The following is a 23,505-nucleotide window of genomic DNA, read 5'->3' on the forward strand; positions in this document are numbered from 1 at the left end:
AAGTGAATCGTAATTTATATTTCCGATAGATATAAGATTATATATTTTGAAAAATTTGATACAATAGTGTTGTAGCATCAATACATAGGGGAGGAATACGAAATGGAATTCCGTGTTGAAAAGGATACATTAGGGGAGATAAATGTACCAGCTGACAAGTTCTGGGGGGCACAAACTGAACGAAGCAAGCAAAATTTTCCAATAGGCAATGAGAAAATGCCAAAGGAGATTATTGAAGCGTTTGCTATTCTTAAGAAGAGCGCTGCAAAAGTAAATAGTGATTTAGGGTTATTAGATAGAGATAAGGCTAAAGCAATCACCTTTGCTGCAGACCAACTATTGGCGAATAAACTTAATGATCATTTCCCTTTAGTTGTATGGCAAACTGGGAGCGGGACACAATCAAATATGAATGTGAATGAAGTGCTAGCTTTTGTTGGCAATAAGTGGTTACAGGAAGAAGGGAGTGATTTAGTTCTTCATCCAAATGATGACGTAAATAAATCACAAAGCTCGAATGATACATATCCAACAGCAATGCATATCGCCTTCGTTCTAAAGCTTGAAAATGAGGTATTACCGGCAATTTCAGTTTTGAAAAATACGTTGGAGCAAAAATGTGATGCTTTTCAAGATATTGTGAAAATTGGACGTACCCACCTCCAAGATGCAACGCCATTAACACTTGGTCAAGAAATTAGTGGCTGGCATCGTATGCTTGAGAAATCGGAGCTATTTATCCGTGAAAGTACCGAGCATTTAAAGGAATTAGCACTCGGTGGCACAGCTGTAGGTACTGGGCTAAATGCCCATCCAGAGTTTTCGAATCGCGTTGCTGAAACAATTAGTGAATTTACAGGAAAGAATTTCATTTCCGCAGCGAATAAATTTCATTCATTAACGAGTTATGATGAAGCAGTATATGCGCATGGTGCATTAAAAGCACTTGCAGCAGACATGATGAAAATAGCGAATGATGTTCGCTGGCTGGCAAGTGGACCACGTTCCGGTATTGGTGAAATTACAATCCCTGCCAATGAACCGGGTAGCTCAATTATGCCAGGAAAGGTAAATCCTACTCAAAGTGAATCCGTGACGATGGTCGCTGCACAAGTGATGGGAAATGATGCAACGATTGGCTTTGCAGCCAGTCAAGGGAATTTCGAATTAAACGTATTTAAGCCTGTCATTGCTTATAATTTCCTGCAGTCTTCGCAATTGCTGGCAGACAGTATTAAATCATTTGATGAACGATGTGCACAAGGAATTGAACCGAATGTTGAACAAATTGATAAGAATCTATATGGATCACTGATGCTAGTTACAGCGCTAAATCCACATATAGGATATGAAAATGCTGCAAAAATCGCCAAAAAAGCGTTTGATGATAATTCTACATTAAAAGAAGCGGCAGTGAATCTTGAACTATTAACGGAAGAAGAATTTGATGCATATGTAAAACCAGAGGAAATGACGTACCCTAAATAAAGAGTTATGAAGCTTTTTATAAGTATTAAAAAACTCACTAATGATTAGTGGGTTTTTTTGATGGGCAAGAAACTAAACGTAAGGCTGGTTACCGAAAGCTCAGTTATTTCCTTATTTTATTTGTAAAGTATAAGAAAAACGGATTGATAGGAAAATCACGTCTAGCTTCAGGGCTCGTGCGCCTAGCGAGACTTTTCTCACCACCTTACGTCGCTACGGCGCTTGCGCTTTTGTTCTAAAGCAACTGGAATTCTATCTACAATTTACCAGTCGCTTTTCGTAATAAGTTTTTGTAAACGGTGAACAATAGTATTACAAAAGGAGGTGAGAAACACATGGCTAACAACAACTCAAATCAATTACTTGTACCAGGAGTACAACAAGCACTTGATCAAATGAAATATGAAATTGCTCAAGAATTTGGAGTTAACTTAGGCGCTGATACAACTTCACGTGCGAATGGATCTGTAGGTGGAGAAATCACAAAACGTCTAGTAGCAACTGCTCAACAACAACTTAATGGTGGTCAGTTCTAAATAATTATGGCTAAGAGGATAGGACAATATGGTCCCTATCCTCTATATTATGTACATATACGCAGAAAAAGAGGCGGTTAGTCCGCCTCTTGCCCACACTATAAAGCTGTAGTTGAAAAATACCCTTTTAACTTAAAAACTTGTTGCTTCCGTTTAACTACTTAATACGTAACTCAGATTCTATATCGAAGAAATGTACTTTATTCATATCGAATGCTAGGTCTAAATTCTCTCCACCCTTTATATCGGATCTTGAATCAACTCTTGCGATAAAATCTTGACTGTTAACGGATGTATAGAGATAAGATTCTGCCCCCATTAATTCAGCAACGTCAATTTTTGTAGTTATTTTCGTATCTGGGTTTGCGTCGATAAATAACTGTTCATCATGAATATCCTCTGGGCGAATACCTAAAATGATATCCTTACCAATATATCCATTTGCACGAAGAACCTTCATTTTCCCTTCTGGTACTTTTACTTTTATATCTCCTAAGATAAAGTGACTTTCATCGAGCTTACCATTTAAGAAATTCATGGAAGGAGAACCAATGAAGCCGCCAACAAAAACATTATCTGGAAAATCATAAACATCTTTCGGTGCACCAATCTGCTGGATTAAGCCGTCCTTCATAACTACAAGTCGAGTAGCCATTGTCATTGCTTCTGTTTGGTCATGCGTTACATAGATTGTCGTTGTTTGTAAACGTTTATGTAATTTTTGAATCTCTGAACGCATTTGCACCCTTAATTTTGCATCCAAGTTAGATAGTGGCTCATCCATTAAGAATACTTTCGCATCACGTACGATTGCCCGTCCAAGTGCAACACGTTGGCGTTGCCCACCAGACAAAGCTTTTGGCTTACGATCTAAATAAGATTCAAGGCCTAAGATCTTTGCAGCATTATTCACGCGCTGATCGATTTCCTCTTTTTTAAATTTACGTAATTTCAATCCAAATGCCATGTTGTCATACACATTCATATGCGGATATAATGCGTAGTTCTGGAAAACCATCGCAATATCACGGTCTTTTGGTGCAACATCATTCATTTTCTTTTCATCGATATACAATGCACCATCAGATATTTCTTCAAGACCTGCAATCATTCTTAGAGTTGTTGATTTTCCACATCCTGATGGACCGACGAAAACAATAAATTCCTTATCCTGGATATGTAGATTAAAGTCATTTACTGCAATCACATTTTTATCGTATCTCTTTTGGATATTCTCTAGTACTAGTTCTGCCATAACTATCTCCTCCATTAATGTAAGCGTTTTATATATTGTATAATAAACGAGGAAGGCAGGTAATGGACAAGTTGCACAAATATATGCCTAATCTCTGTGCATAATCGACAATAACCCTAAATAAACGATGATTGCCTGGTCGAATTGCCGAATATCAATTCCAGTTCTCTCTCTGAATTTATCTAAACGATATTGCAGACTATTGCGATGCATATGTAAGGCTTTAGCAGCAACAGATGTATTTAAATTACTTTGGATAAACGTCTGTAATGTATGAAGCAAATCTTTATCTGTAACTAAATCCTTAAAAATAACCATAATAACCTCATCACGGAAGGGTGTATCTACCCTGTCAATAAATCCATGTATAATTGCGTCCATATATGTAATCACAGGCTTTTCGAAATAGGAAAATGCCTGTTCACTATTCGTAATAAAAGTAGCATATAATTGCTTTACATGTGTTAAATTGTCTAATATTGGGCCAACATAAAATCTAATATTCACATAAAGATCACTCATTAGGGTATTTATGATCTGTTCATACGATATAAATTCTTCACTTAAATCGCTAAGTTCTTCGATGATAATGCCTTCATACTGATTCTCCCAAATAATAGGTACCGATTTTGCATAGAAATCTTGGATTGCTTCTTTAAATTGCAGCGGTTTCATTTGGTTTTCAGTAATTTTAAAGTAAACGAGACGAAATGGTGATACAACTTCAGCATTGTCATTTTCTTGCAGCCTACTTTTCCATAGCTGTTCTTGTGAAGTTGGTTTTGGAATTGTAATAGAATACGGCGAAAGAAAAGTCGATAAAAGTGCTGTATCTCGGGATGACAGTTCTTGTGTATCGATTCCAATAATATCCTGATTTGAAGTAATAAACCACTGGTAATTCTCTGGAATTTCGGCGTGGTTATTTTGATAAATAACTAAAGTTGAAAAAATTTTTTTCAGTTCTTTTAACATAGAAAAACTCCTTTTCATTCGTCAATCATAGTTGAAAATTAATATTTGCAGCATAAAGCTTGAAGATAATTGCTTTACTGATATTATTTAATGATTCAGGACTGTTAGCAAATGCTATACATATTTTCTTTCATTTGCTATATTAAACCTATAGTTAAAACTTTAGGAGGTAATATTATGTCTAATATTCATGATAAAGCACATAGTTTAGAAAAAGCAATCAGTGAGAGTGAAGAATTCCAAAAATTAAAATCGGCTTTTGAAATAGTAATGAAAAATCCTGAAACAAAGCAAATGTTTGATGAGTTCCGCGATACACAAATTAGATTACAAGAAAAACAGATGCAAGGCTTAGAAATAACAGAGGAAGAAATTGAAACAGCTCGTAAAGTAGTGGAGCAAGTACAAGCAAATCAAGATATTTCTACTTTAATGGAAGAAGAGCAAAGTGTAAATCAATTAATCAATGATATTAGCCGAATTATTACTAGCCCATTAGAGGAGCTTTACGGTAATTCAAATAATGTAAACTAAGTAGTTGCATTACAAAAAAGAAATACAGTAAACGTTTTTATTTGATAATAATTGATTAACTATCTTCTAAGACGATGTCGATTAAGGTTCAAATAGTAGAAGTTGGAATGAATTCAGGACGGCATAGTTTCGATGTTTGACTCCACAATTGGAACTTGTTCTCGCCAGATACTCCCTTCGTCTTTCTTTCAAAAATTTACACCTTTTCGTTTGAGGCGGAATAAAACATTGTCAATATCCACTTATTCTTTACGCCTTTAATCTAACATGAAGATTCAGTTCAAGAAAAAAGAGCTTAGCGCCATTTTGGTACCGACCCTTGAAAGTTAGAGTAAAAAATCTAACTTTCGGTTGTAACCACCTTTACGGCTAAGCTCTTTTTTGATGTTGTTTTCAAAGAATATTGCTTTTTCAGTAAAGGCTAAGTAGTTGAGTTTATTGCTCATGGGTAATCAACATTACATCTATTTCGCAGGTTAACGGTGAAACAGCAGTAGTTTACCATCTGCTGTAACACAGCGATGTGTGTGTTCTGTAAATTCTAGCTCTTTTAACTTGCGTAACCCAATCTCTTTTGCCTGAGAATTATTCGTCGCAATGAAAGATTCATCATACAATTTCTCCCCAGATTGATCGAAGACCGTTAAAAAATAGCTAACCATTGCAGTTTCCCCCTCTAAATTAATACCGCTTTATTTATATTTTATTATAAGTAATTTGGCATCCAATGTGAAATAAAAATGATGTAAAGTTCACTTGACAATTATATGAATAAATAGTAAATTTATAACAAAGTAAAGTTGGCTTTACAATTTGACAAGGAGAACCTATGAAAACACTAATTCGTGAATATCGAAATCAGATGAATATTACACAGGAGGATTTATCGCAAATATTGAAAGTATCGAGGCAAACAGTTATTTCGCTTGAAAAAGGCAAGTATAAGCCATCATTAGTATTGGCACATAAGCTTGCACAAACGTTTGGGTGTACGATTGAGGAGTTATTTATATTTGAGGGGGATGAGAATATTGAGTGAATCATTTTTAGAGAACCCGTTTTTAATCCTCATGTTTCCTTGTTTGTATTTGATGTATATTATTATGTTTCTCGTGATACGTCGTATAGGCAAGAAAAAACATTTATTTGATGAGCGATATAAACAGGAAAATAATAGTGCAAAAGCGAGAGGTTATGAAATAACAACAATAATTTTATTGCTAGCATGGCCAATTATTATCATGTTCGACGGCATCGGGTTTAGTTTCTTTTTACTATCCATCATTTTTGTGCTTCATAATTTTAGCTATTTATTTGCTTCTATATATTATTCAACAAGAGAATAAATAGTTGCGAATATTAATGAAACCATTTGATATTTTAAACGTATGTAAGAATTGGAGAGGGGAGAATAAATTGACATTAATATTAGAGAACGTAACAAAGCGCTTTGGTGAGCATACTGCGGTAGATAATTTATCGCTCACTATTCCAGAAAAGGAAATGTTTGGTTTTTTAGGTGGAAATGGTGCTGGTAAGACAACTACATTTAGGATGATTCTTGGGCTTTTGGATAAATCAGAGGGGAAAATATCTTGGAATAATGAGCAGATCAATTACGGGAAAAGTAATTTAATCGGCTATTTACCTGAAGAAAGAGGATTATATCCAAAGTTGAAGGTAAGGGAACAAATAATCTACCTCGGCAGATTACGTGGAATGGAAAAAGCAGAAATTGTATCCGAATTGGAAAAATGGCTCGAACGGTTTAAAGTGCCAGAATACATGGACAAAAAGGTAGAGGAATTATCGAAAGGTAACCAACAAAAAATCCAGTTTATCTCTGCTGTAATACATAAACCGAAGCTACTGATTTTGGATGAACCATTCTCCGGACTCGATCCAGTTAATGTGGAAATGCTGAAAGAAGCAGTTCTTGATGTGAAAGAAAGCGGAACATCGATTGTATTTTCCTCACATCAAATGGACCACGTAGAGGAAATGTGTGAGCATTTATGTATTTTACAAAAGGGAAGACCAGTTGTACAGGGTGCTTTACGAGAAATCAAACGGTCATTTGGCAAGAAGAATTTAATTGTACATGCAGATGAATCACTGGAGTTCTTAAAAGCGTTTCCTGGTGTAGTAAATTACAAAAAAGTGATGGACGGCTGTAAATTGCAAATTGAGGATGAAGCTGTTTCACAGGAAATATTCCAGGCGTTACAAGGAAAAGGATTTATCCGTAAATTTGAGCTTGAAGAGCCTTCATTGAATGACATCTTTATCGAGAAAGTAGGTGCTTCATATGAATAAGTTTTGGATTATTTTTGCCCATACATATTTAGATAAGATTAAATCAAAGACGTTTATTATTACAACTGCACTTTTTGTATTATTAGTTATTGGTTCGGTTAACATTCAAAACATTACCTCTCTATTTTCTGATGAAAGCAAGGACCAAGTAGCGGTTATTGATTCTTCGGAGGTTTTGTTTCCCCCCTTGAAGGCAGGGGTTGAAAGTGCAGATGATAGTCTTGAATTAATTGCATTTGATGGCACGGAAGAAGATGTAAAGACTGCTGTTCAAAACGAAAAATATGAATCTGCACTTACGATAGCGTTAAATAATGAAGGAATTCCGGAAGCAAACTATTATGCGAGTGATATTACGAATACTGGAATGCAGCAAACAATCTTGGATCAATTGCAGCAATTGAAGGTTGGACTTGCAATTGAGCAGGCTGGATTTGATGAGGCGATGATATCATCGATTAATGCCCCAGTAACATTCAACACAATCGCACTGGATGAAGGAGCAAAAACAATCGAAGAAATGTTCCAAGCGCAAGGTGTTGTATATATTATGGTATTTCTAATGTATATAGTTGTCATCATGTATGGAACGATGATTGCAACGGATGTGGCAACAGAAAAATCATCACGTGTGATGGAGATATTAATCTCGAGTGCATCACCGATTACCCATATGTTTGCCAAAATAATTGGGATTGCATTGGTAGGATTAACCCAGATTGGAATTATCATTGCTGTAGCGGTTAGTGCTGTTTCATCACAAAAAGATGAACTAGTAGGTGGCGTTTTAGATATGTTCGGTTTTCTAGACACACCAACATCATTAATTATCTATGGAGTGCTTTTCTTTCTACTTGGTTATTTATTGTACGCAACCCTTGCTGCAATGCTTGGATCTTTAGTTAATCGTTCAGAAGAAGCCAACCAAGCAATTACGCCCTTAATCATGTTAATAGCGGTAGCTTTCTTAATAGCAATGTTTGGATTGTCTTCTCCGGAGTCACCGTTAATTACAGTCACATCGTTTATCCCGTTTTTTGCACCGATGGTAATGCTCTTAAGGATTGGTATGCTTGATGTGGCAATCTGGGAGATCGCCATATCAATTGGAATTTTAATTGCTACGATTATCATTCTTGGGTTAATCGGCGCTAGAGTATACAAAGGTGGGGTATTAATGTATGGAAGTGCGAAACCATTGAAAAATATGATGAAGGCAATCCAGTTATCCAAGAAGGAAAAATAAAGCAGTTCTGATAATATTAAGAAAAATAATATTATTGATGAAAATTGTGTTCGAAATACTATATAAAAAACACTTGGACTTCAATAAGTTCAAGTGTTTTTATGTTAAGGCCAGAATATGTAAGATTCTGAAGTCACAAGTTATGGTGGAAATGTAAAGAGAAACCTAATCATATGATGCTGTCCCTGGTAGTGAAAATAAAGAAAAGATTGGTGGATTTGCAATAAAGGGCATGAGTGGGATCCGATAGTCTTTAGTGATGGCGAAAAACCAATAATTGCCTTATTTTCCCTTAATTGACAATCGAACAAAGTATATATACTATAAGAAAGCGTATAATCCATTGACTATAGTAAGGTGATAATAAAGTTGATAGATTAGAAGGAGACATTCTTGGTAATCTAACTTTTCTATTAGTCCGTTAATATTAATCAGAAATAAGTAGTAAGGGGAATTTTTATGAAACATGGTTTTGATCAAAACGGAAGACCAATAACGGTATATGATGGGAATGATCTTGAAGCGGTTGGTAAAGGAATTGGTTTTATCACTTGGTTTTTATTGGGTTATGCAGCTATTATCTTTGTTGCTTCTCTATTTTTCACACTTTATGTTCTGGCAGATTCTTTTATTTTTAGCTTGATTGAAAAGCTATTTCCTTTAAAAATTTGGTTTTTCCTTGCTGAAATAGATCACTGGATTGGAATAAGGGATAACCAAATTCAAAAATCAGTATTCATTATTCTAATGTTAACTATTCTCTTCTTCATCCTTTATCGAGTTTGGAAAAAACATATGAAACCCGGAGCGGTAAAAACGATTGGAAAGTTATGGATTGTTTCAAATATAGCGATTTTAATGTTCCGTTTACCGTTGTATGTCATATTATCAATCTACATTGCACTTGTCGGGATAGATGACTTTCATTTATACGACCAACGAGATATTGAATATGTAGAAAATGATAATGCCTTTTATGCGAATCATTCCGATGCAACGATTGATGTCTACCACAGTGAGATTTTTGATACAAAAACAGTAAAAGATATAAATGGTACAGAGTACGATGACTATATTGTAGTAACATCTGGGGAACAGCCCAATTCAGAAGAGCCTGGGTATTGGGCAGGCATAAGTTTTAATCTGTTCGAAAAGGTAAATGAGATATCGTTTATCGGGTCCTTTATGGAAAATATGAAAGTTAGTGAAGATAATCCTTTAGTCATCAAGGTAAAAACAGACAGAGATTCAGACAAAGAAAAGGTTATCTTTGAAAAAACATTTACGGATATTAATCAAATAGAGCAATTTGAAATTGATGTAAATGGTGCTGAAATTGTAGATATTTTAATTTCAAGTGAACATGAATTTAACTTTGGAATATTTGAATTTAAAAAATACATGGTAGAGGAATAAGTTTTTTCAGCTTTGAAGAAATAGATTAAGAGATAGAAACTCTTAGTCTATTTTTTTACTTAAAAAAGAAGCCTCGTTTGCTAGGCTTAAGCGTTTTTGCTAGGAAACAGCCATAGATAGATTCGTGTTCTTCACGATTATCGTCCTTTCTAAGTACAGCATAGCTACTTTGATAACACTTGTCTCATCCATGCTTACTAGCCTAATAAATATTTATGAGAATTCGATTAGTTTTATAGCAATATGCATTTTCTTAGCTAGTCAATTGCTAATTTTGCTTTTAATAGAACGTGCATTCTATCTGTGAGTTTGCTAAACTAAAGATAATAGCTTTATAGGATAGAGGGTGTAATTTATGGGAATGCAAATATCATTCATACATGCGGCTGATTTACATTTAGACAGCCCATTTAAAGGATTAACAAGTACACCAGACGAGATTTTCAAGGAAATAAGGGAAAGTACATTTATTGCACTTGAGCGTCTAGTTGAAAATGCAATTGAAAAACAAGTAGATTTTGTGCTTATCGTTGGTGATTTATTTGATAATGAAAGCCAAAGCTTGAAGGCACAGGTTCGGTTACGAAGAGCATTTGAACAATTAAATCAATATAATATTAACGTTTATCTATCCTATGGTAATCATGATTTCATTAGCGGGAATCGCTTTCCAATAGAATACCCTGAAAATGTCTATATTTTTCAAGATGGAGAGGTAACGTCCTTCACCTATGAAAAGGAAGGTAAGCCAATTGCCGAAATTTATGGATTTAGCTACATAAATCGTGCTGTATTAGATCCAAAGGCGACGGAGTTTAAAATTAGTCATCATCATATCCCGTTTCATATTGCAATGTTGCACGGGAGTATTCAAAGTAATTCAGAACATGATGTGTATGCGCCATTTAAGCTAAGTGACTTACAAGAAGAAGGATTTGATTATTGGGCTCTAGGGCATATCCATAAAAGAGAAATACTGAAAGAAAGACCAAATATTGTCTACCCAGGCAATATTCAAGGTAGAAATCGTAAAGAGACCGGTGAAAAAGGATGCTACCATGTTGTCTTAACAGAATCGAAAACAGAAATGTCTTTCATTCCACTGCAAGCAATTGAATTTAAGAGCTTAACGATTGATGTATCGGATTGTCAAACAGTAGATCAAATAGAAGCGATAATACAGGAAGACCTGCAACAACAGGAGCCTACGACACCACAACTCATTAATTTAACATTAACGAGTCATCAAGCCAAAGTGAAGCAATGGGAAAGTGAAAATCTATTAGAAGAAATTATCGAACTAATTAATGAGGCATCGGTAAATCATCACAATTGGTTTTATATTTTTAATTTGTCTGTTACGATATCCTCCTTAGGTGCATCAGAGTTGGAGGGGGGGGAGCATTTTATTGGAGAACTTGTCAGGCATGCAGATAAAATGCAAGATTATCCTTTTCTAAAAGAGTTATATCGCCATAAGCAAGCAAGAAAATATTTAGAACGTCTATCAGATGAAGAGGAGCAGTTGTTAAGATCACAGGCAAAACAATTATTATTAAATGAACTTTTGAAAGGGTGAGTCGATTGAGATTTATCAAAGCTACTATTTATGGATTTGGCAAATGGGTCGATTATTCAATCGACTTCACGGATGAATTAGCAATAATTTATGGTGAGAATGAATCAGGGAAATCGACAATACAGCGATTCATTCTATTCATGTTATTCGGATTACCCCCAAAGCAACGTGCTTACTATCAACCAAAGCAAAGTGGGAAGATGGGTGGTAGATTAACTGTTTATGATGCTGAAATCGGGGAGTTTACAATTGAGCGCCAAGATACAGTAAGAAGTGGGGCTGCAATTTGCTATACCGAAGATGGGAGAGAACATAATCAAGCTTGGCTGCAGGAAAGGTTAAGTGGTATGAATCTGCAAACCTATCAGTCCATTTTTTCATTTTCGGCAACTGATTTAAGTTTCATTCAAGAAATGAAAGAAGAAGACTTGAGCGATATTTTACTGAGTATTGGTTTGACGGGATCAACCACGATCCATAATCTGGAGAAGCAATTAGAAAGCAGCATGTTAGATTTATTTAGACCAACTGGAAAAAAACCAGAGATAAATAAGCAATTGAACGAATTGGATGAACGGTTGCATTCGTTGCGAAACTTTCGGGAAAATGAGGAAACCTATCGTGAAAAGAAAACAGCAATCGATCAATTAAAAGAACAGGTGGAGCAGCTGCAATTCTCTTTAAATGAAGCGAAAGCTGCGCGATATAGAGTCGAGAAACAACTGCAAGCATTGCCAATCTTTAGCGAATATCAACAGTATACATCCTCATTGACTTCCTATCCGATGGAACTAGAATTTCCTGAGGAGGGAATTGAGCGTTTAGAAAAAGTAAAAGAAGGATTACTTCCGTTACAAAGTCAATTATCTGTTTTACAGGAGGCAGAAAACCAGTACAAGCTTAAACTGCAGTCTATACAAGATGAGAGAATGGAAGACGTATATAAAGAGGCACAAGAGATACTAGAAGAAAAGGAATCTGGTCTTGATTACTATAAAGAATTAAAGAAAATTGAGTCAACACTGGAGAAAGTGGAAGTACAATTAGAAGCAGAAATAAATCGGCTGAACATCGGAATAAGTCGAGAGGAATTAAGTCAATTGACCTTCCCATTTCATGTTGAGAAAAAATGGATAGAACTTAAAAATAATGCAAATCAAATGAATGCAGAAAAACAACAGCTACGCTTAGAAGAGAATCAGCTAAAACAAGAGCGAAACTATTTATTAAATCAACTTCAGATGCTAGAAGACGAGAAACTATCGGAAGAGAAGCTTCAAAAGCTTAATCGGACGATTAATGACTATAAAGAAAATGACTTGTTACATAGGCTACAAACGGATGCACTTAAGAAAAAGCAGGAATGGCAACGAACAAAGAAGACGAAAATGAAGAGCATGAATAATCTGCTTTTAATCTGTATCGGGGTCGCTTTATTAGCTGTAATGTTGGCAGTTTTCACAGAACGTGCATTGTTTATGTATGTAATGCTTACTTTCCTTCTGGGGGGTGGATTGCAATGGATCTTCAGGAAGTATACGATGAAGGAAATGGAGCGAATGATGACTGGAGCGAATTATTCACATACAAGCAACCAACATTCAGAGAGGGAGATAGAAGATGCTGAACATCTGCTAGCAGCTCATCACAGTAATTTAAGAGAAATAGAGTTACTTGAAACGAAGATTAAGGATAATGAAATCAATCGTTTGAAATTTCTAGATGCCAAGCATTCATTTAAAGATAAAGAGGCAAGATTACACAGCCTTATTGAAAATGAATATGAGAACTATCCATTTCTTAATCAAGTTGAGATTATGTATTGGCCAGAGCTATATCACAGTTTGAAGCATCTCTTGAGTTTGGTAAAAGATTACCAACAAGAACTAGAGAATCGTTCACAAATAAGCGATAATCTAATGAAATTTGAATTTAGCGTGAATCAATTTTTTGCAAGAAATAACTGGGAAATAAATGCCAATCATTCATTAATCGATAAACTTGGAATCTTGGAATCGTTTGTGGTAAATGAGTTGGAAATGGCAGGGAAAATGAATCACTACTGCGATTTATTAAAAGATAATGATAAACAGCAACAAGAACTGCGGCAAAAGATTAAGACCTATGAAAAGGAAATTGGAATATTATTTGAAAATGCTAATGTTGAGACGGAGGATTCTTTTTACAAAAAAGCGAAACAAAGTAAAGAAAAAACTGAAATAAACCGTTTGATCGAAAGAACGATTAACCAGCTGCAAATGATTTTTTCCAAACAAGAATGGGAGCAATATGTGGAGAATAATCTAGACGCCCCTAGATTGGAGGCAAAATACAACGAAACGAAGGAAAAAATTGTGCAAATAGAGAAAGAAATTAATATTTGTCGTGAAGAGTTGGCGGCAATTCAAGCATCGATTGCGTTAATGGAATCATCAGAATCGTATTCTGATAGTTTATATCATTTTGAGATGGAGAAGGAGCAGTTAAATAAGCTAGCCAAAGAATGGTCCATCTTAAAAATCGCCATGGAGATGCTTCTTGAAACGAAACGGGAATACCGTGATAAATATTTGCCGAAAGTAATCGAGAAGACATCTATTTTCTTCCAGGAATTAACGGGTAACACGTATTGTCGTGTGTATGCACCTAATGAAGATAAACCGTTTCAAGTAGAACTTGAAAGTGGAATTCGTTTTTCTGTTGATGAGTTATCACAAGGGACAATCGATCAATTATATGTTGCTTTGAGACTTGCAACAAGTTTGATTTTGAGTGAAAATCACCGTCTGCCATTCATTATTGATGATGCATTTGTCCATTTCGATTCGGTGCGTACGAAGCGCATGATGCGGATTATGGAATCTATCGCAACGGATCAGCAAGTAATTATTTTTACGTGCAAGAAAGAAGTTGTAGATGCTTCCCAAGCAAGTGAAATGATCCCTTTATCCAATATAATGTGAGTAAATACGGAAGTGTTTCTTGAATAGGCTAAAATAAATAAAGTCATGTTCGCATTTCCTTACAAATAGTGATAAAATATTTGCAAATTATGATTAGGTGGAGGGACACCAATTGCTAGACAACAAAGAAAACGCAAACTGGGATTTATATGAAGTAACGATTGAGAAATTTATCCAGGTGATTGCTAAAAACATGAACTTATATGGAATTACGCCTTCCATTGGACGATTATATGGCGTCTTATATTTTTCAGAGGATCCAATGACATTAGACGATATGCGTGAGGCATTATCAATGAGTAAAACAAGTATGTCTACAGGAGTACGCACATTATCCGATATGAAAATGGTAGAATCTACTTATAAAAAAGGTATTCGTAAAGATCTTTATCAATCGGAAGAGGATTGGTATAAATCATTTACTTCTTTATTCGGCAACCGCTGGCGGAAGCAAACGGAAACGAATATTGATGAAGCGCAGGAAACCATTGAGAAGCTAGAACAATTACTTCATGAAACAGAAGATGAACAATTAAAGGACAGAATTAAGCAAGACCTAGCGAAACTATATTATGCTAAAAATTATTATGATTGGTTAATGAAATTTATCACGGTCATGGCGTCGGGAGAAATATTTAACTATATACCTAAAAATAAATAATAAGACGAAGAATTGAGATTGGCATGTAATTGAACTCGATTGAAGCTAATTTCTTTTCAAATTGGGGAGGGAATAAAGATGAAGAGAGGAATAGGCTATACATCTATGGGCGAAACGTTTGATGATTTTATTTTAATCAAGGAGGCTACAAAGGGTACCGCTAGTAACGGTAAGGCATTTCTAACATTGATCTTACGTGATGCTACAGGAGAAATTGAAGCAAAGCTCTGGGATGTCTCGAAAGAAGATGAGGCACTATTTGTACCTGAACAAATTATTAAAGTAAGTGGAGACGTCAACCAATTTCGTGGGAGAGCACAACTTAAAATTGTTTCGATTCGTCCTGCTCAAGTAACTGATGGTGTGCAGATCTCTGATTTCATTGAGAGAGCACCGGTAGATAAAGAAGTCTTATCGGAGAAACTAACAGAAGCAGTATTTGAAATGGAGAACCCAACGATTCAACGGATAGTTCGAGCATTTATTAAAAAGTATCAAGAAAAACTGCTCGTATATCCTGCTGCATCGAGAAATCATCATGCATATTCATCAGGTCTTGCACATCATATTGTAAGTATGCTGCAAATTGCTAGGGAGCTACATAACTTGTACCCACAAATTAATAAGGATCTTTTGTATGCAGGCATAATTTTACATGATATTGGAAAAATTAAAGAGCTATCAGGAATTGTTTCCACTAGCTATACACTTGAAGGTAAATTACTTGGCCATATTCCAATTATGGTTGAGGAAATTGGACTCATGGCAAGGGACTTAAAAATAGAAGGTGAAGAAGTATTAATTCTCCAGCATCTAGTGTTAAGCCATCACGGTAAGGCAGAATGGGGTAGTCCAACTCCACCACTTGTCAGGGAAGCAGAACTTTTACATTTTATCGACTTAATCGATGCAAAAATGAATATGCTAAATTCGGCATTAAATAAAGTTAAACCTGGAGAGTTTACGGAGAGGTTATTTGCAATGGATAATCGATCGTTCTATAAACCGACCTTTGAAGAAAACTAACCAATAGTGATAATTTTATTCCTTTGTTCATATAGATTAGTATAGTTAGTTGGACAAGGGGGCTAAAGAATGATTGCTGGAATGCCTTTGTGGGTTATCGTTGTTATTGCGTTAATTTTTGTCAGTGCATATATGGCTTTTAAGGCAAGGCTTGCTGAAAGTAGATTGGAACAACAATTTATTGAACGTGAGGGAAGAATCTACATTGAACGAATTGAGAGCGAGCGGGAAGCAAGGGAAAATAGAAAAAGAGAATTGTCGAATTAACAATAAGTTTGAGGCAGATGCATGGTAGACTATTAACATAATAGTTAATGCGTTGTGAGCTGTTAGACCAAATGAAAATTTGTTCTAGCAGTTCTTTTTTAATTGGTTGTAAATATGATATAATCGCGAACTGGATATGACGGTTATTTTCACTATGTCGAGTAGCACCTAAGAGAAAACTTCAATTAAATCTTTTTTGTAATCTCTATGGTAATTACAAAACTATTTCCATTCAAAGCAGCCAATAAACTAGAAACGGTGTATTAAATAGGAATTGATAATCCATCAGTAGGCAAAGTTTGACCGAGAATACCTAACAATAATATCAAATTCCAGTTACTCCTAATTTACTATTATGTGAATATTAATACCTAGTTTGGTAATATAATCCAGTTATTCTCCTACTTTTTGCTGATATTAGCCCTTTAACAAATATGTTAGAATAATAACAGTTTTTAAAAATGGAGGGAGAATTTTTGAAAAAGTTAATCATGTTACTTACTACAATTATAGTAACCGCACTCATTTTAAGTGCCTGTGGAAATGAAAAAGAAGAAGAACCAGCAAATGCTACGGAAGCAAATAGTGAAGAAGCTGTGACGCAAGAAGGGGAAGAATCAGAGGAAGAGCCGGCAGAAGAGGCTCCTGAAGAAGAAGCTGAGAAAAATTCGGAAGAGCAAGCAGAAGAAGTTAGTACTACTGAGGGCACTGAAACGGATTTCTCGGAACTAATAATATATATGGAAGAGGAGACGGAAGGAACAGCGAAAGTAATATATGAAAATGCTGAACCTCAAGTACATACAATGGAAGATGTATCGGTTTCACTTGATGCATATTCATTAGTTGAACTAACTGATTTCCACACGGATTACAGTATTCCATTTGATGATGAAACAAATGGAGGTGTAATCATTGCACAGTATACAGTAACAAATAATCGGGCTGAGGATGTGTACTACATGCCTGCATTTTATGCGTCCTTTACTGGTGCACCAAAGGATTACAATAATTACAGGGATTTATTGCCGCTAGAAGGTCAACTGCCTTCTATATTAGCGCCTGATAATGATTATTTATTAAAAGCTGGAGAAACTGTAACAGGCTATTATACTTATCCATTTGGCAAGGAACATTTATCATCTGCTTTAGATGCATCTACTGTATCAGTAGAAATTCCTGAACCAATTTTAGAAAAAGGCGATTTTGGTTCATCAATTGGTAAGAAAGGTAAATTTACGCTTAGCCTGAATGAGGATGGTGCTGAAAAGGTTGCTGCTGATGCTGCATTTTATCAAGATAGAGTAACCTCGGAAAATATGGGTGAAAAGAAGATGCTGGAAGAAGCAGAGGGTCTTAGTAAGAGTGAAGCTATCGGTGATGTTAATGTCACGCTAGATGGCTATCAATTCACAGAGTTTACTCCTAACGAAGTAGAAGCACCACGATTTGAGAATTTTACAAATGGAATTGTACTTTTAACCGCGAAATTTAATTTAGATAATAAAGGCTCAGAAGCAATTGGTTTAACTCTTACGCCTTCTAAGCTAACTGTTAATGATGGAGCGCAGTATATGCTCCAGGAAGGAATGCTCCTTGATTATAGCTATGATGATCTAATTGAAGCAGGAGAATCTGGAGAGTTGTTACAAATATATGCTTTGGATAAGGAACAGTACGATAAAATCTGGAAAGACAAAGCGTTTGAAATAGAAATTGGGCCATTTAAGAATCAAGATGCAGAAGACATCTCCAAAGGAAAGACGACCAATTTTGAATTATAAACATATCTAAAAAAAGAGGTTGTCCACTGGACGACCTCTTTTTTTACTACATTATTCAGTTTCTTTATCTGCTTCAGTTTCTGCATCCTCTTTTTTGTCAGAGCTGTCAGCATTTGTTTCTGTATCTTCTTTTTTATCTACTTCTTTAGCAGGTTTGAATAAATCTTTATATTCATCGATTTTTACTTTAACATTTGCATCTTCAATCAAGCCATTAACTTTTTCTTGCAACTGTGTTTGATCTACTTTCTGTGCAACTAATTCACGGCGCAGCTCATCTTTAACATCTTCAAATTTGCCAATGCTTTCTTCTTTTTCCCGAACATCATTTACTTTTATAATATGGAAACCGTGTTGTGTTTGAACAGGCTCGCTGATTTCGCCCTTCTTCATACTGAATGCTGCATCTTCAAACTCAGGAACCATTTGTCCTGTAGAGAAATATCCTAAGTTCCCGCCATCTTCAGCTGTTCCGTCTGTAGAATATTCAGCAGCAAGTTCAGCGAAATCTCCACCTTCGTCAAGCTTTTTCTTTACTTCATTTGCTGTTTTTTCATCTGCAACTAGTATATGGGATGCATCTACTTCTTTATTCTTCTTATCATATAAATCTTGTAGCTCTTCATCTGTTACTTCTACTTCTTCAGCAGCGGCTTGTTCTTGTAGAAGTGAAATCTTGATAATATTCCGTAATGCATCTTCATCACCAAATTGTTGCGTGATTAGCATATCATACTGTTCACCGTACATATCTTTCATCGCTTGAATTTCACTATCAATATCTTCTTCTTTTACTTCATAATTATCTTCCAATACTTTTACGGTTACCATTTCTTGGAGAATGCCTTCACCGTATCTTGACTTTAATTCATTGTAAAATTCATCCTGCGTTATATTTCCAGCACTTGTTTCGACTACAACCTCGTCATTCGAACTGCAAGCTGCTAAGGTTAATACACTTGCCGATAACGCTGTAGCGATAATTAGTTTCTTCATCCATTAACACTCCTAATCTGTTTCGTACTTCTATTTTCACACTGATTAATATACCATACTTTAATATAAAATAAATAGTCAGACATCATTTTACCATCAAAATACCTATATTCTGCCACAAACTATAAGAAAAACTTGTTCTCAACATGGTTTAAAGTGGAAAAGGTGTCAAAAAAAGGATCAGAAATGAACCAGATCCTTAATTTACTTCCAATAATATATCTACTCCATCCTGTCCTTTTTCAATATAAGCGGTTTTAGGAGCCTGAATCATTTGTTTGATGTACCAAAAATCGATAAATGAAATACCTATATGGATACATGTAACAAGTAAAATATATACAAAATATTCTTTAAAGTAATAACTCATTATGAATCCAGGAAACGTTATTAGTATAGTAGGTGATAGAGCTACTATAATTGCTGCTTTCTTTGTTAAATGTGTTTTTACGTGATAATTAATAGGAAGTCCTGTAAATTTCATTTGACTGAAAGTTATTATTACTCGTTTCTTCATCATGATTAATGGTAGAATATGCATAGATGTATGCAAGAAAGGTAATAAGCATATTGCAATAATAAATGGAATTGTCCCAGACTCATCTACATAATTTACCTCATGAATAATAGAATAAGGAACATAAAGTAGGATAAAGGTTAATATCCCTACTAAGGATGATGTTAGAAATAGGCGATTATGGCCAAATTCTTTTGTTGAGCTTACTGATTTCCAGCAATTCATGTCGATCCTCCATGATTATTTATTAGGGAGTTAAGAAAAATAATTATTTCTTATTACATAAATGTAACAAGGGCTATACTGAAATACTTTTTTAAATCCTAGTTCTCTAAATATAATAATGCCACTTGATGAATAATAGTCTGTTTGATATTAAAAATCAATAGCTTTTTTAATAAATACGTGTAAAATTTATAACATAATAGATAAAGTTCATCACAACACTTTTTCGTAGGGAAAAGCTGATTGTGGGGGATAAAAAACGCTTTGCTTTAAAAGCGCGAGATAATACATTAATTTAGATTTTGGGGGGAATTGAAATGAAAGAAATAAAGATAAACGATTCAAGTTCATTTCATATTCATTTACTATCTAAAGTTATCGATATGGACCATTATCCATTTACAAAATTAATCATTGAAAATCATATTACATTTGAAGAGTATGAAGAATTGATGGGATTACTACATAAATTAAATGATACTTTTGAAGAACAAAAAGAGGAAGGGCTTATGGATTTTACATTATTGCTAATTCATTTTGCGGGGATGCTGAATGAGAAGCTGAATCCGAATCATACTATCTACGGATTAAAAAAAGAAGGATATTTTCCTTCTTTAATGGATACATTTATTGATATCATTAATCGTAATGAATCAAAATATAAACGGAGATAATTGATTATCTATTTATATTTTGATTCATTTCTTTAAACAGTTTCTCTATCTGTAAGTGAAAACTAATAATATTATCTAAACGATTCATTAATTGCTCCTGATTAATAATCGAAGCATTTTCTTCCTCTTTCGTTAGAAGTTGTTTAATACCTTCTAAGCCATCTAGCTGTTGTTTGGTAGCGTCAATCCATCTGCTAAGGTAGGTATTCATAAATGCTTTGAATAGCTGTGTATTTGCTTCATAAAGATCTTTCCGTATTCCTTTTTTCCACACGCGAGTAACAAGATTTAACTCTAGTAAGCTTCTTATATTGGTGCTCATTGAAGTCTTACTTTTTCCAAGCGCCTCACTCATTTCATCTAATGTAAAGGCTTGCTCTGAGAGATAGAGGTATATAAATAAACGTGCCTCTAGAGGAGTTAAACCAAACATTTCAATGGTTTTTGAGAATTCAACTATTATTTTATCCATAATTTTAATATTATCAGGTGTAAGCATAATATCCTCCCAATCTTATTTATAGGGTACATCAAAATGTATTTAAATAAAACTAAGGAACTATATCGCATACTGGAGCATTTGGCAGGAATCTTAAGGATAACGTATGTATTTTACGTACAGTTTAAACTGTACGTAAAATACATACTTATTTGACCGAATATAAAGTTTGAGATTAATTTGCACAAAGTTTATAGTTATAAAGTAGATTGCTTACATCAGTTATCACATTAATTTTATTGTAAATTTGCAGATAAGAGAGTCTAAAAATCTTTCTCACTGTATAAGTGCAACAAAGGCAGTTGCTAAAAAGTTTGGCAACAGCTTAGTTTACTATGAATAAAAATAAAAGAGGTGAAGAAATGTGGCAGTAATAGAAGTAAATAATCTAACAAAAGTATTTGGTAAGAATTCAAAGCAAGCATTAAGGCTCCTTGATAAAGGCTTATCAAAGGAAGCCATATTAAAAGAGACAGGTAATAGTGTTGGAGTGAACCGGGCTTCATTTAGTGTTGAAGCAGGTGAAATATTTGTCATTATGGGCTTGTCAGGTAGTGGTAAATCAACATTGATTCGCTTGATTAATCGTTTAATTGAGCCAACTGAAGGAAGCATTCTTATTGAAGGCGAAGATTTATCAAAAATGGATAAAAAAGCACTCCGTAAGGCTCGACGAGAAAAAATGAGCATGGTGTTTCAACAATTCGCATTATTCCCCCATCGAACTATCTTAGAAAATGCAGAATATGGATTGGAAATACAAGGTATACCAAAAGAAGAACGGCAGAAAAAAGCGATAGAAGCACTGGAATTAGTTGGCCTAGGTGGTTATCTTAATCAGAAGCCGGGGCAACTATCTGGAGGAATGCAGCAACGTGTAGGACTTGCGCGAGCACTAGCAAACGATCCGAAAATATTATTAATGGATGAGGCATTTTCTGCGTTAGATCCACTTATTCGTAAAGATATGCAAGACGAACTCCTCGATTTACAATCAACAATGCAAAAAACGATTCTATTTATCTCACATGATTTAGATGAAGCATTGCGTCTTGGTGATCGCATTGCCCTCATGAAGGATGGTGTCATCGTTCAGATTGGTACACCAGAAGAGATTCTTGTAAATCCTGCAAATGATTATGTAGAAAAATTTGTGGAAGATGTTGATCGTTCGAAGATTTTAACGGCTCAACACATTATGAAGCGTCCAGAAACAATTTATATTGAAAAACACGGACCACGTGTTGCATTGGAAAGAATGCGTGAGACTGGGATATCAAGCATTTTTGTCATTGATAATAAACGTAATTTACAAGGGTATATAACGGCAGATGATGCTTCAGATGCAATTAAAAACGAGATTAGCGATCTGAAAAAGATTATCAAAACAGATATTCCAAAGGTAGAAAAGGACACAGCATTACATGAGATATTTGCAATTATCCATGATTCGCAGGTTCCTGTTGCCGTTGTAGAAAAGGACAAACTACAAGGAATTATTGTACGTGGCGCTGTTATTGCAGCACTTTCTGGTGATGGTGAGGTGAATTTAGAAAATGCTCGATAACTTATTAGATTTTATGCCAAAAATACCAATTAGTGAAGCAACACAGAGCTTCACAAGATGGTTAACAGATACATTTGCATTCTTATTTGATCCGATTAAGGAATACTTTGGCGATTTTATGGAATTCGTTTCAGAGGATTTACTAATGAATATTCCACCAGTTATTTTTATCTTGATTGTTGCCATTCTTGCATTCTTTATAACTGGAAAGAAATTTGGATTAGCTGCCTTTTCCGTTGTTGGACTTTGGCTGATTTATAATCAGGGGCACTGGGAAGATTTAATGAACACTGTAACACTCGTGATTCTAGCGAGTCTATTATCAATAATTATTGGTGTTCCGATCGGTATCTTAATGTCGAAAAGTAAGATAGCAAATACAATCATTACGCCTATTCTAGATTTCATGCAAACCATGCCTGCATTTGTATATTTAATTCCGGCGGTTGCGTTCTTTGGAATTGGTATGGTACCAGGTGTATTTGCATCGTTAATATTTGCAACGCCTCCGACAGTAAGATTCACGAACCTGGGTATTCGTCAAGTATCGAAAGATTTAATTGAGGCTTCAGATGCATTTGGTAGCACGGGAGCACAGAAATTGTTCAAGGTTGAACTACCGATGGCGAGACCAACAATCATGGCTGGAATCAATCAGACAGTAATGCTCGCATTATCGATGGTTGTAATTGCGTCAATGATCGGTGCACCAGGTCTAGGAAAAGAAGTTCTATCATCCTTACAACGTGCCCAAGTAGGACCGGGATTTGTTGCTGGCATTGGGATAGTAATATTAGCAATTATCATTGATCGCTTCACACAAAACTTGAACAAAAAGAAAGACTAATGATTGGAAATTTTTCAAAAGAATAAAACACCAGCATCCTAGAATGACGGTGCGTAGTTTCTTGTCACGAGAATAGAAGGTAATTCTATAATTTCCTTATCTAATTGAAAAATTCTAATATAAATAATTTACTG

Annotated in this window: 23 protein-coding genes; 17 read left to right on the forward strand and 6 right to left on the reverse strand. The window is 35.0% G+C overall.

Features of this window, described 5'->3' with window-relative positions; genetic code table 11:
- Window positions 1–102 precede the first annotated feature (102 nt).
- Complete coding sequence (gene fumC / locus CWR45_RS07395) at window positions 103–1,488, forward strand: class II fumarate hydratase (protein ID WP_115749219.1); 1,386 nt, start codon at window positions 103–105, stop codon at window positions 1,486–1,488.
- Window positions 1,489–1,823: 335 nt separating this feature from the next.
- On the forward strand, window positions 1,824–2,024 hold the full coding sequence (locus CWR45_RS07400) for an alpha/beta-type small acid-soluble spore protein (RefSeq protein ID WP_114915987.1): 201 nt from the start codon (window positions 1,824–1,826) through the stop codon (window positions 2,022–2,024).
- 157 nt (window positions 2,025–2,181) lie between these two features.
- Here CWR45_RS07400 and CWR45_RS07405 read toward each other — a convergent pair whose 3' ends face one another.
- Together CWR45_RS07405 and CWR45_RS07410 are read right to left on the reverse strand one after the other, a co-directional pair.
- Entirely contained in the window at window positions 2,182–3,279 is a 1,098-nt protein-coding gene (locus CWR45_RS07405) for an ABC transporter ATP-binding protein (protein WP_115749220.1), read from the reverse strand.
- Between the two features lie 87 nt (window positions 3,280–3,366).
- On the reverse strand, window positions 3,367–4,254 hold the full coding sequence (locus CWR45_RS07410) for a PucR family transcriptional regulator (protein WP_170138814.1): 888 nt from the start codon (window positions 4,252–4,254) through the stop codon (window positions 3,367–3,369).
- Between the two features lie 177 nt (window positions 4,255–4,431).
- On the opposite strand from CWR45_RS07410, the gene CWR45_RS07415 reads away from it, so the two are divergent.
- On the forward strand, window positions 4,432–4,788 hold the full coding sequence (locus tag CWR45_RS07415) for a YlbF/YmcA family competence regulator (protein ID WP_115749222.1): 357 nt from the start codon (window positions 4,432–4,434) through the stop codon (window positions 4,786–4,788).
- A 476-nt stretch (window positions 4,789–5,264) separates the two neighbouring features.
- On the opposite strand, the gene CWR45_RS07420 is transcribed toward CWR45_RS07415, so the two are convergent.
- Window positions 5,265–5,450 (reverse strand): YhzD family protein, encoded by a 186-nt coding sequence (locus tag CWR45_RS07420; protein ID WP_115749223.1) that lies wholly within the window; start codon window positions 5,448–5,450, stop codon window positions 5,265–5,267.
- A gap of 167 nt (window positions 5,451–5,617) precedes the next feature.
- Between CWR45_RS07420 and CWR45_RS07425 the strand changes: the two genes are divergently transcribed.
- The 11 genes from CWR45_RS07425 (at window position 5,618) to CWR45_RS07475 (ending at window position 18,046) form a co-directional block, all read left to right on the forward strand.
- Entirely contained in the window at window positions 5,618–5,827 is a 210-nt protein-coding gene (locus tag CWR45_RS07425) for a helix-turn-helix transcriptional regulator (protein ID WP_115749224.1), read from the forward strand.
- Window positions 5,820–6,134, forward strand: a complete 315-nt coding sequence (locus tag CWR45_RS07430; RefSeq protein ID WP_115749225.1) for a DUF2178 domain-containing protein — start codon at window positions 5,820–5,822, stop codon at window positions 6,132–6,134. The genes CWR45_RS07425 and CWR45_RS07430 overlap by 8 nt, the downstream gene beginning before the upstream one ends.
- 70 nt (window positions 6,135–6,204) lie before the next feature.
- Window positions 6,205–7,104 carry an ABC transporter ATP-binding protein gene (locus CWR45_RS07435; RefSeq protein ID WP_115749226.1) on the forward strand — a complete coding sequence of 300 codons (900 nt, stop codon included), beginning with the start codon at window positions 6,205–6,207 and terminating at the stop codon, window positions 7,102–7,104.
- Complete coding sequence (locus tag CWR45_RS07440; protein WP_115749227.1) at window positions 7,097–8,350, forward strand: ABC transporter permease; 1,254 nt, start codon at window positions 7,097–7,099, stop codon at window positions 8,348–8,350. The genes CWR45_RS07435 and CWR45_RS07440 overlap by 8 nt, the downstream gene beginning before the upstream one ends.
- Window positions 8,351–8,809: 459 nt before the next feature.
- Window positions 8,810–9,766 (forward strand): hypothetical protein, encoded by a 957-nt coding sequence (locus CWR45_RS07445; RefSeq protein ID WP_115749228.1) that lies wholly within the window; start codon window positions 8,810–8,812, stop codon window positions 9,764–9,766.
- Window positions 9,767–10,121: 355 nt separating this feature from the next.
- Complete coding sequence (locus tag CWR45_RS07450; protein WP_115749229.1) at window positions 10,122–11,345, forward strand: metallophosphoesterase family protein; 1,224 nt, start codon at window positions 10,122–10,124, stop codon at window positions 11,343–11,345.
- A 5-nt stretch (window positions 11,346–11,350) separates the two neighbouring features.
- Entirely contained in the window at window positions 11,351–14,308 is a 2,958-nt protein-coding gene (locus tag CWR45_RS07455) for an ATP-binding protein (protein ID WP_170138815.1), read from the forward strand.
- 112 nt (window positions 14,309–14,420) lie between these two features.
- Window positions 14,421–14,969 (forward strand): GbsR/MarR family transcriptional regulator, encoded by a 549-nt coding sequence (locus CWR45_RS07460; RefSeq protein WP_115749231.1) that lies wholly within the window; start codon window positions 14,421–14,423, stop codon window positions 14,967–14,969.
- A gap of 78 nt (window positions 14,970–15,047) precedes the next feature.
- Entirely contained in the window at window positions 15,048–15,995 is a 948-nt protein-coding gene (yhaM, locus tag CWR45_RS07465) for a 3'-5' exoribonuclease YhaM (RefSeq protein ID WP_115749232.1), read from the forward strand.
- A gap of 69 nt (window positions 15,996–16,064) precedes the next feature.
- Window positions 16,065–16,262, forward strand: a complete 198-nt coding sequence (locus CWR45_RS07470) for a sporulation YhaL family protein (protein ID WP_115749233.1) — start codon at window positions 16,065–16,067, stop codon at window positions 16,260–16,262.
- Between the two features lie 461 nt (window positions 16,263–16,723).
- Window positions 16,724–18,046 carry a DUF5068 domain-containing protein gene (locus CWR45_RS07475; protein WP_115749234.1) on the forward strand — a complete coding sequence of 441 codons (1,323 nt, stop codon included), beginning with the start codon at window positions 16,724–16,726 and terminating at the stop codon, window positions 18,044–18,046.
- A gap of 51 nt (window positions 18,047–18,097) precedes the next feature.
- Here the strand turns inward: CWR45_RS07475 and CWR45_RS07480 are convergent, their stop codons facing one another.
- On the reverse strand, window positions 18,098–19,042 hold the full coding sequence (locus CWR45_RS07480; RefSeq protein WP_115749235.1) for a peptidylprolyl isomerase: 945 nt from the start codon (window positions 19,040–19,042) through the stop codon (window positions 18,098–18,100).
- Window positions 19,043–19,241: 199 nt separating this feature from the next.
- Complete coding sequence (locus tag CWR45_RS07485) at window positions 19,242–19,784, reverse strand: DUF3267 domain-containing protein (RefSeq protein ID WP_115749236.1); 543 nt, start codon at window positions 19,782–19,784, stop codon at window positions 19,242–19,244.
- 317 nt (window positions 19,785–20,101) lie between these two features.
- On the opposite strand from CWR45_RS07485, the gene CWR45_RS07490 reads away from it, so the two are divergent.
- Window positions 20,102–20,458, forward strand: a complete 357-nt coding sequence (locus CWR45_RS07490) for a DUF1878 family protein (protein ID WP_115749237.1) — start codon at window positions 20,102–20,104, stop codon at window positions 20,456–20,458.
- A 4-nt stretch (window positions 20,459–20,462) separates the two neighbouring features.
- On the opposite strand, the gene CWR45_RS07495 is transcribed toward CWR45_RS07490, so the two are convergent.
- Complete coding sequence (locus CWR45_RS07495) at window positions 20,463–20,957, reverse strand: GbsR/MarR family transcriptional regulator (protein ID WP_115749238.1); 495 nt, start codon at window positions 20,955–20,957, stop codon at window positions 20,463–20,465.
- Window positions 20,958–21,321: 364 nt separating this feature from the next.
- Here CWR45_RS07495 and CWR45_RS07500 point away from each other — a divergent pair, with 364 nt between their 5' ends.
- The gene (locus CWR45_RS07500) at window positions 21,322–22,524 is read left to right on the forward strand and encodes a quaternary amine ABC transporter ATP-binding protein (RefSeq protein ID WP_115749239.1); all 1,203 of its coding nucleotides are present in this window, start codon (window positions 21,322–21,324) and stop codon (window positions 22,522–22,524) included.
- Window positions 22,514–23,371, forward strand: a complete 858-nt coding sequence (locus CWR45_RS07505) for an ABC transporter permease (RefSeq protein ID WP_115749240.1) — start codon at window positions 22,514–22,516, stop codon at window positions 23,369–23,371. The genes CWR45_RS07500 and CWR45_RS07505 overlap by 11 nt, the downstream gene beginning before the upstream one ends.
- Window positions 23,372–23,505 lie beyond the last annotated feature (134 nt).

Source organism: Oceanobacillus chungangensis (genome assembly GCF_003369565.1).
GTDB lineage: Bacteria > Bacillota > Bacilli > Bacillales > Amphibacillaceae > Oceanobacillus > Oceanobacillus chungangensis.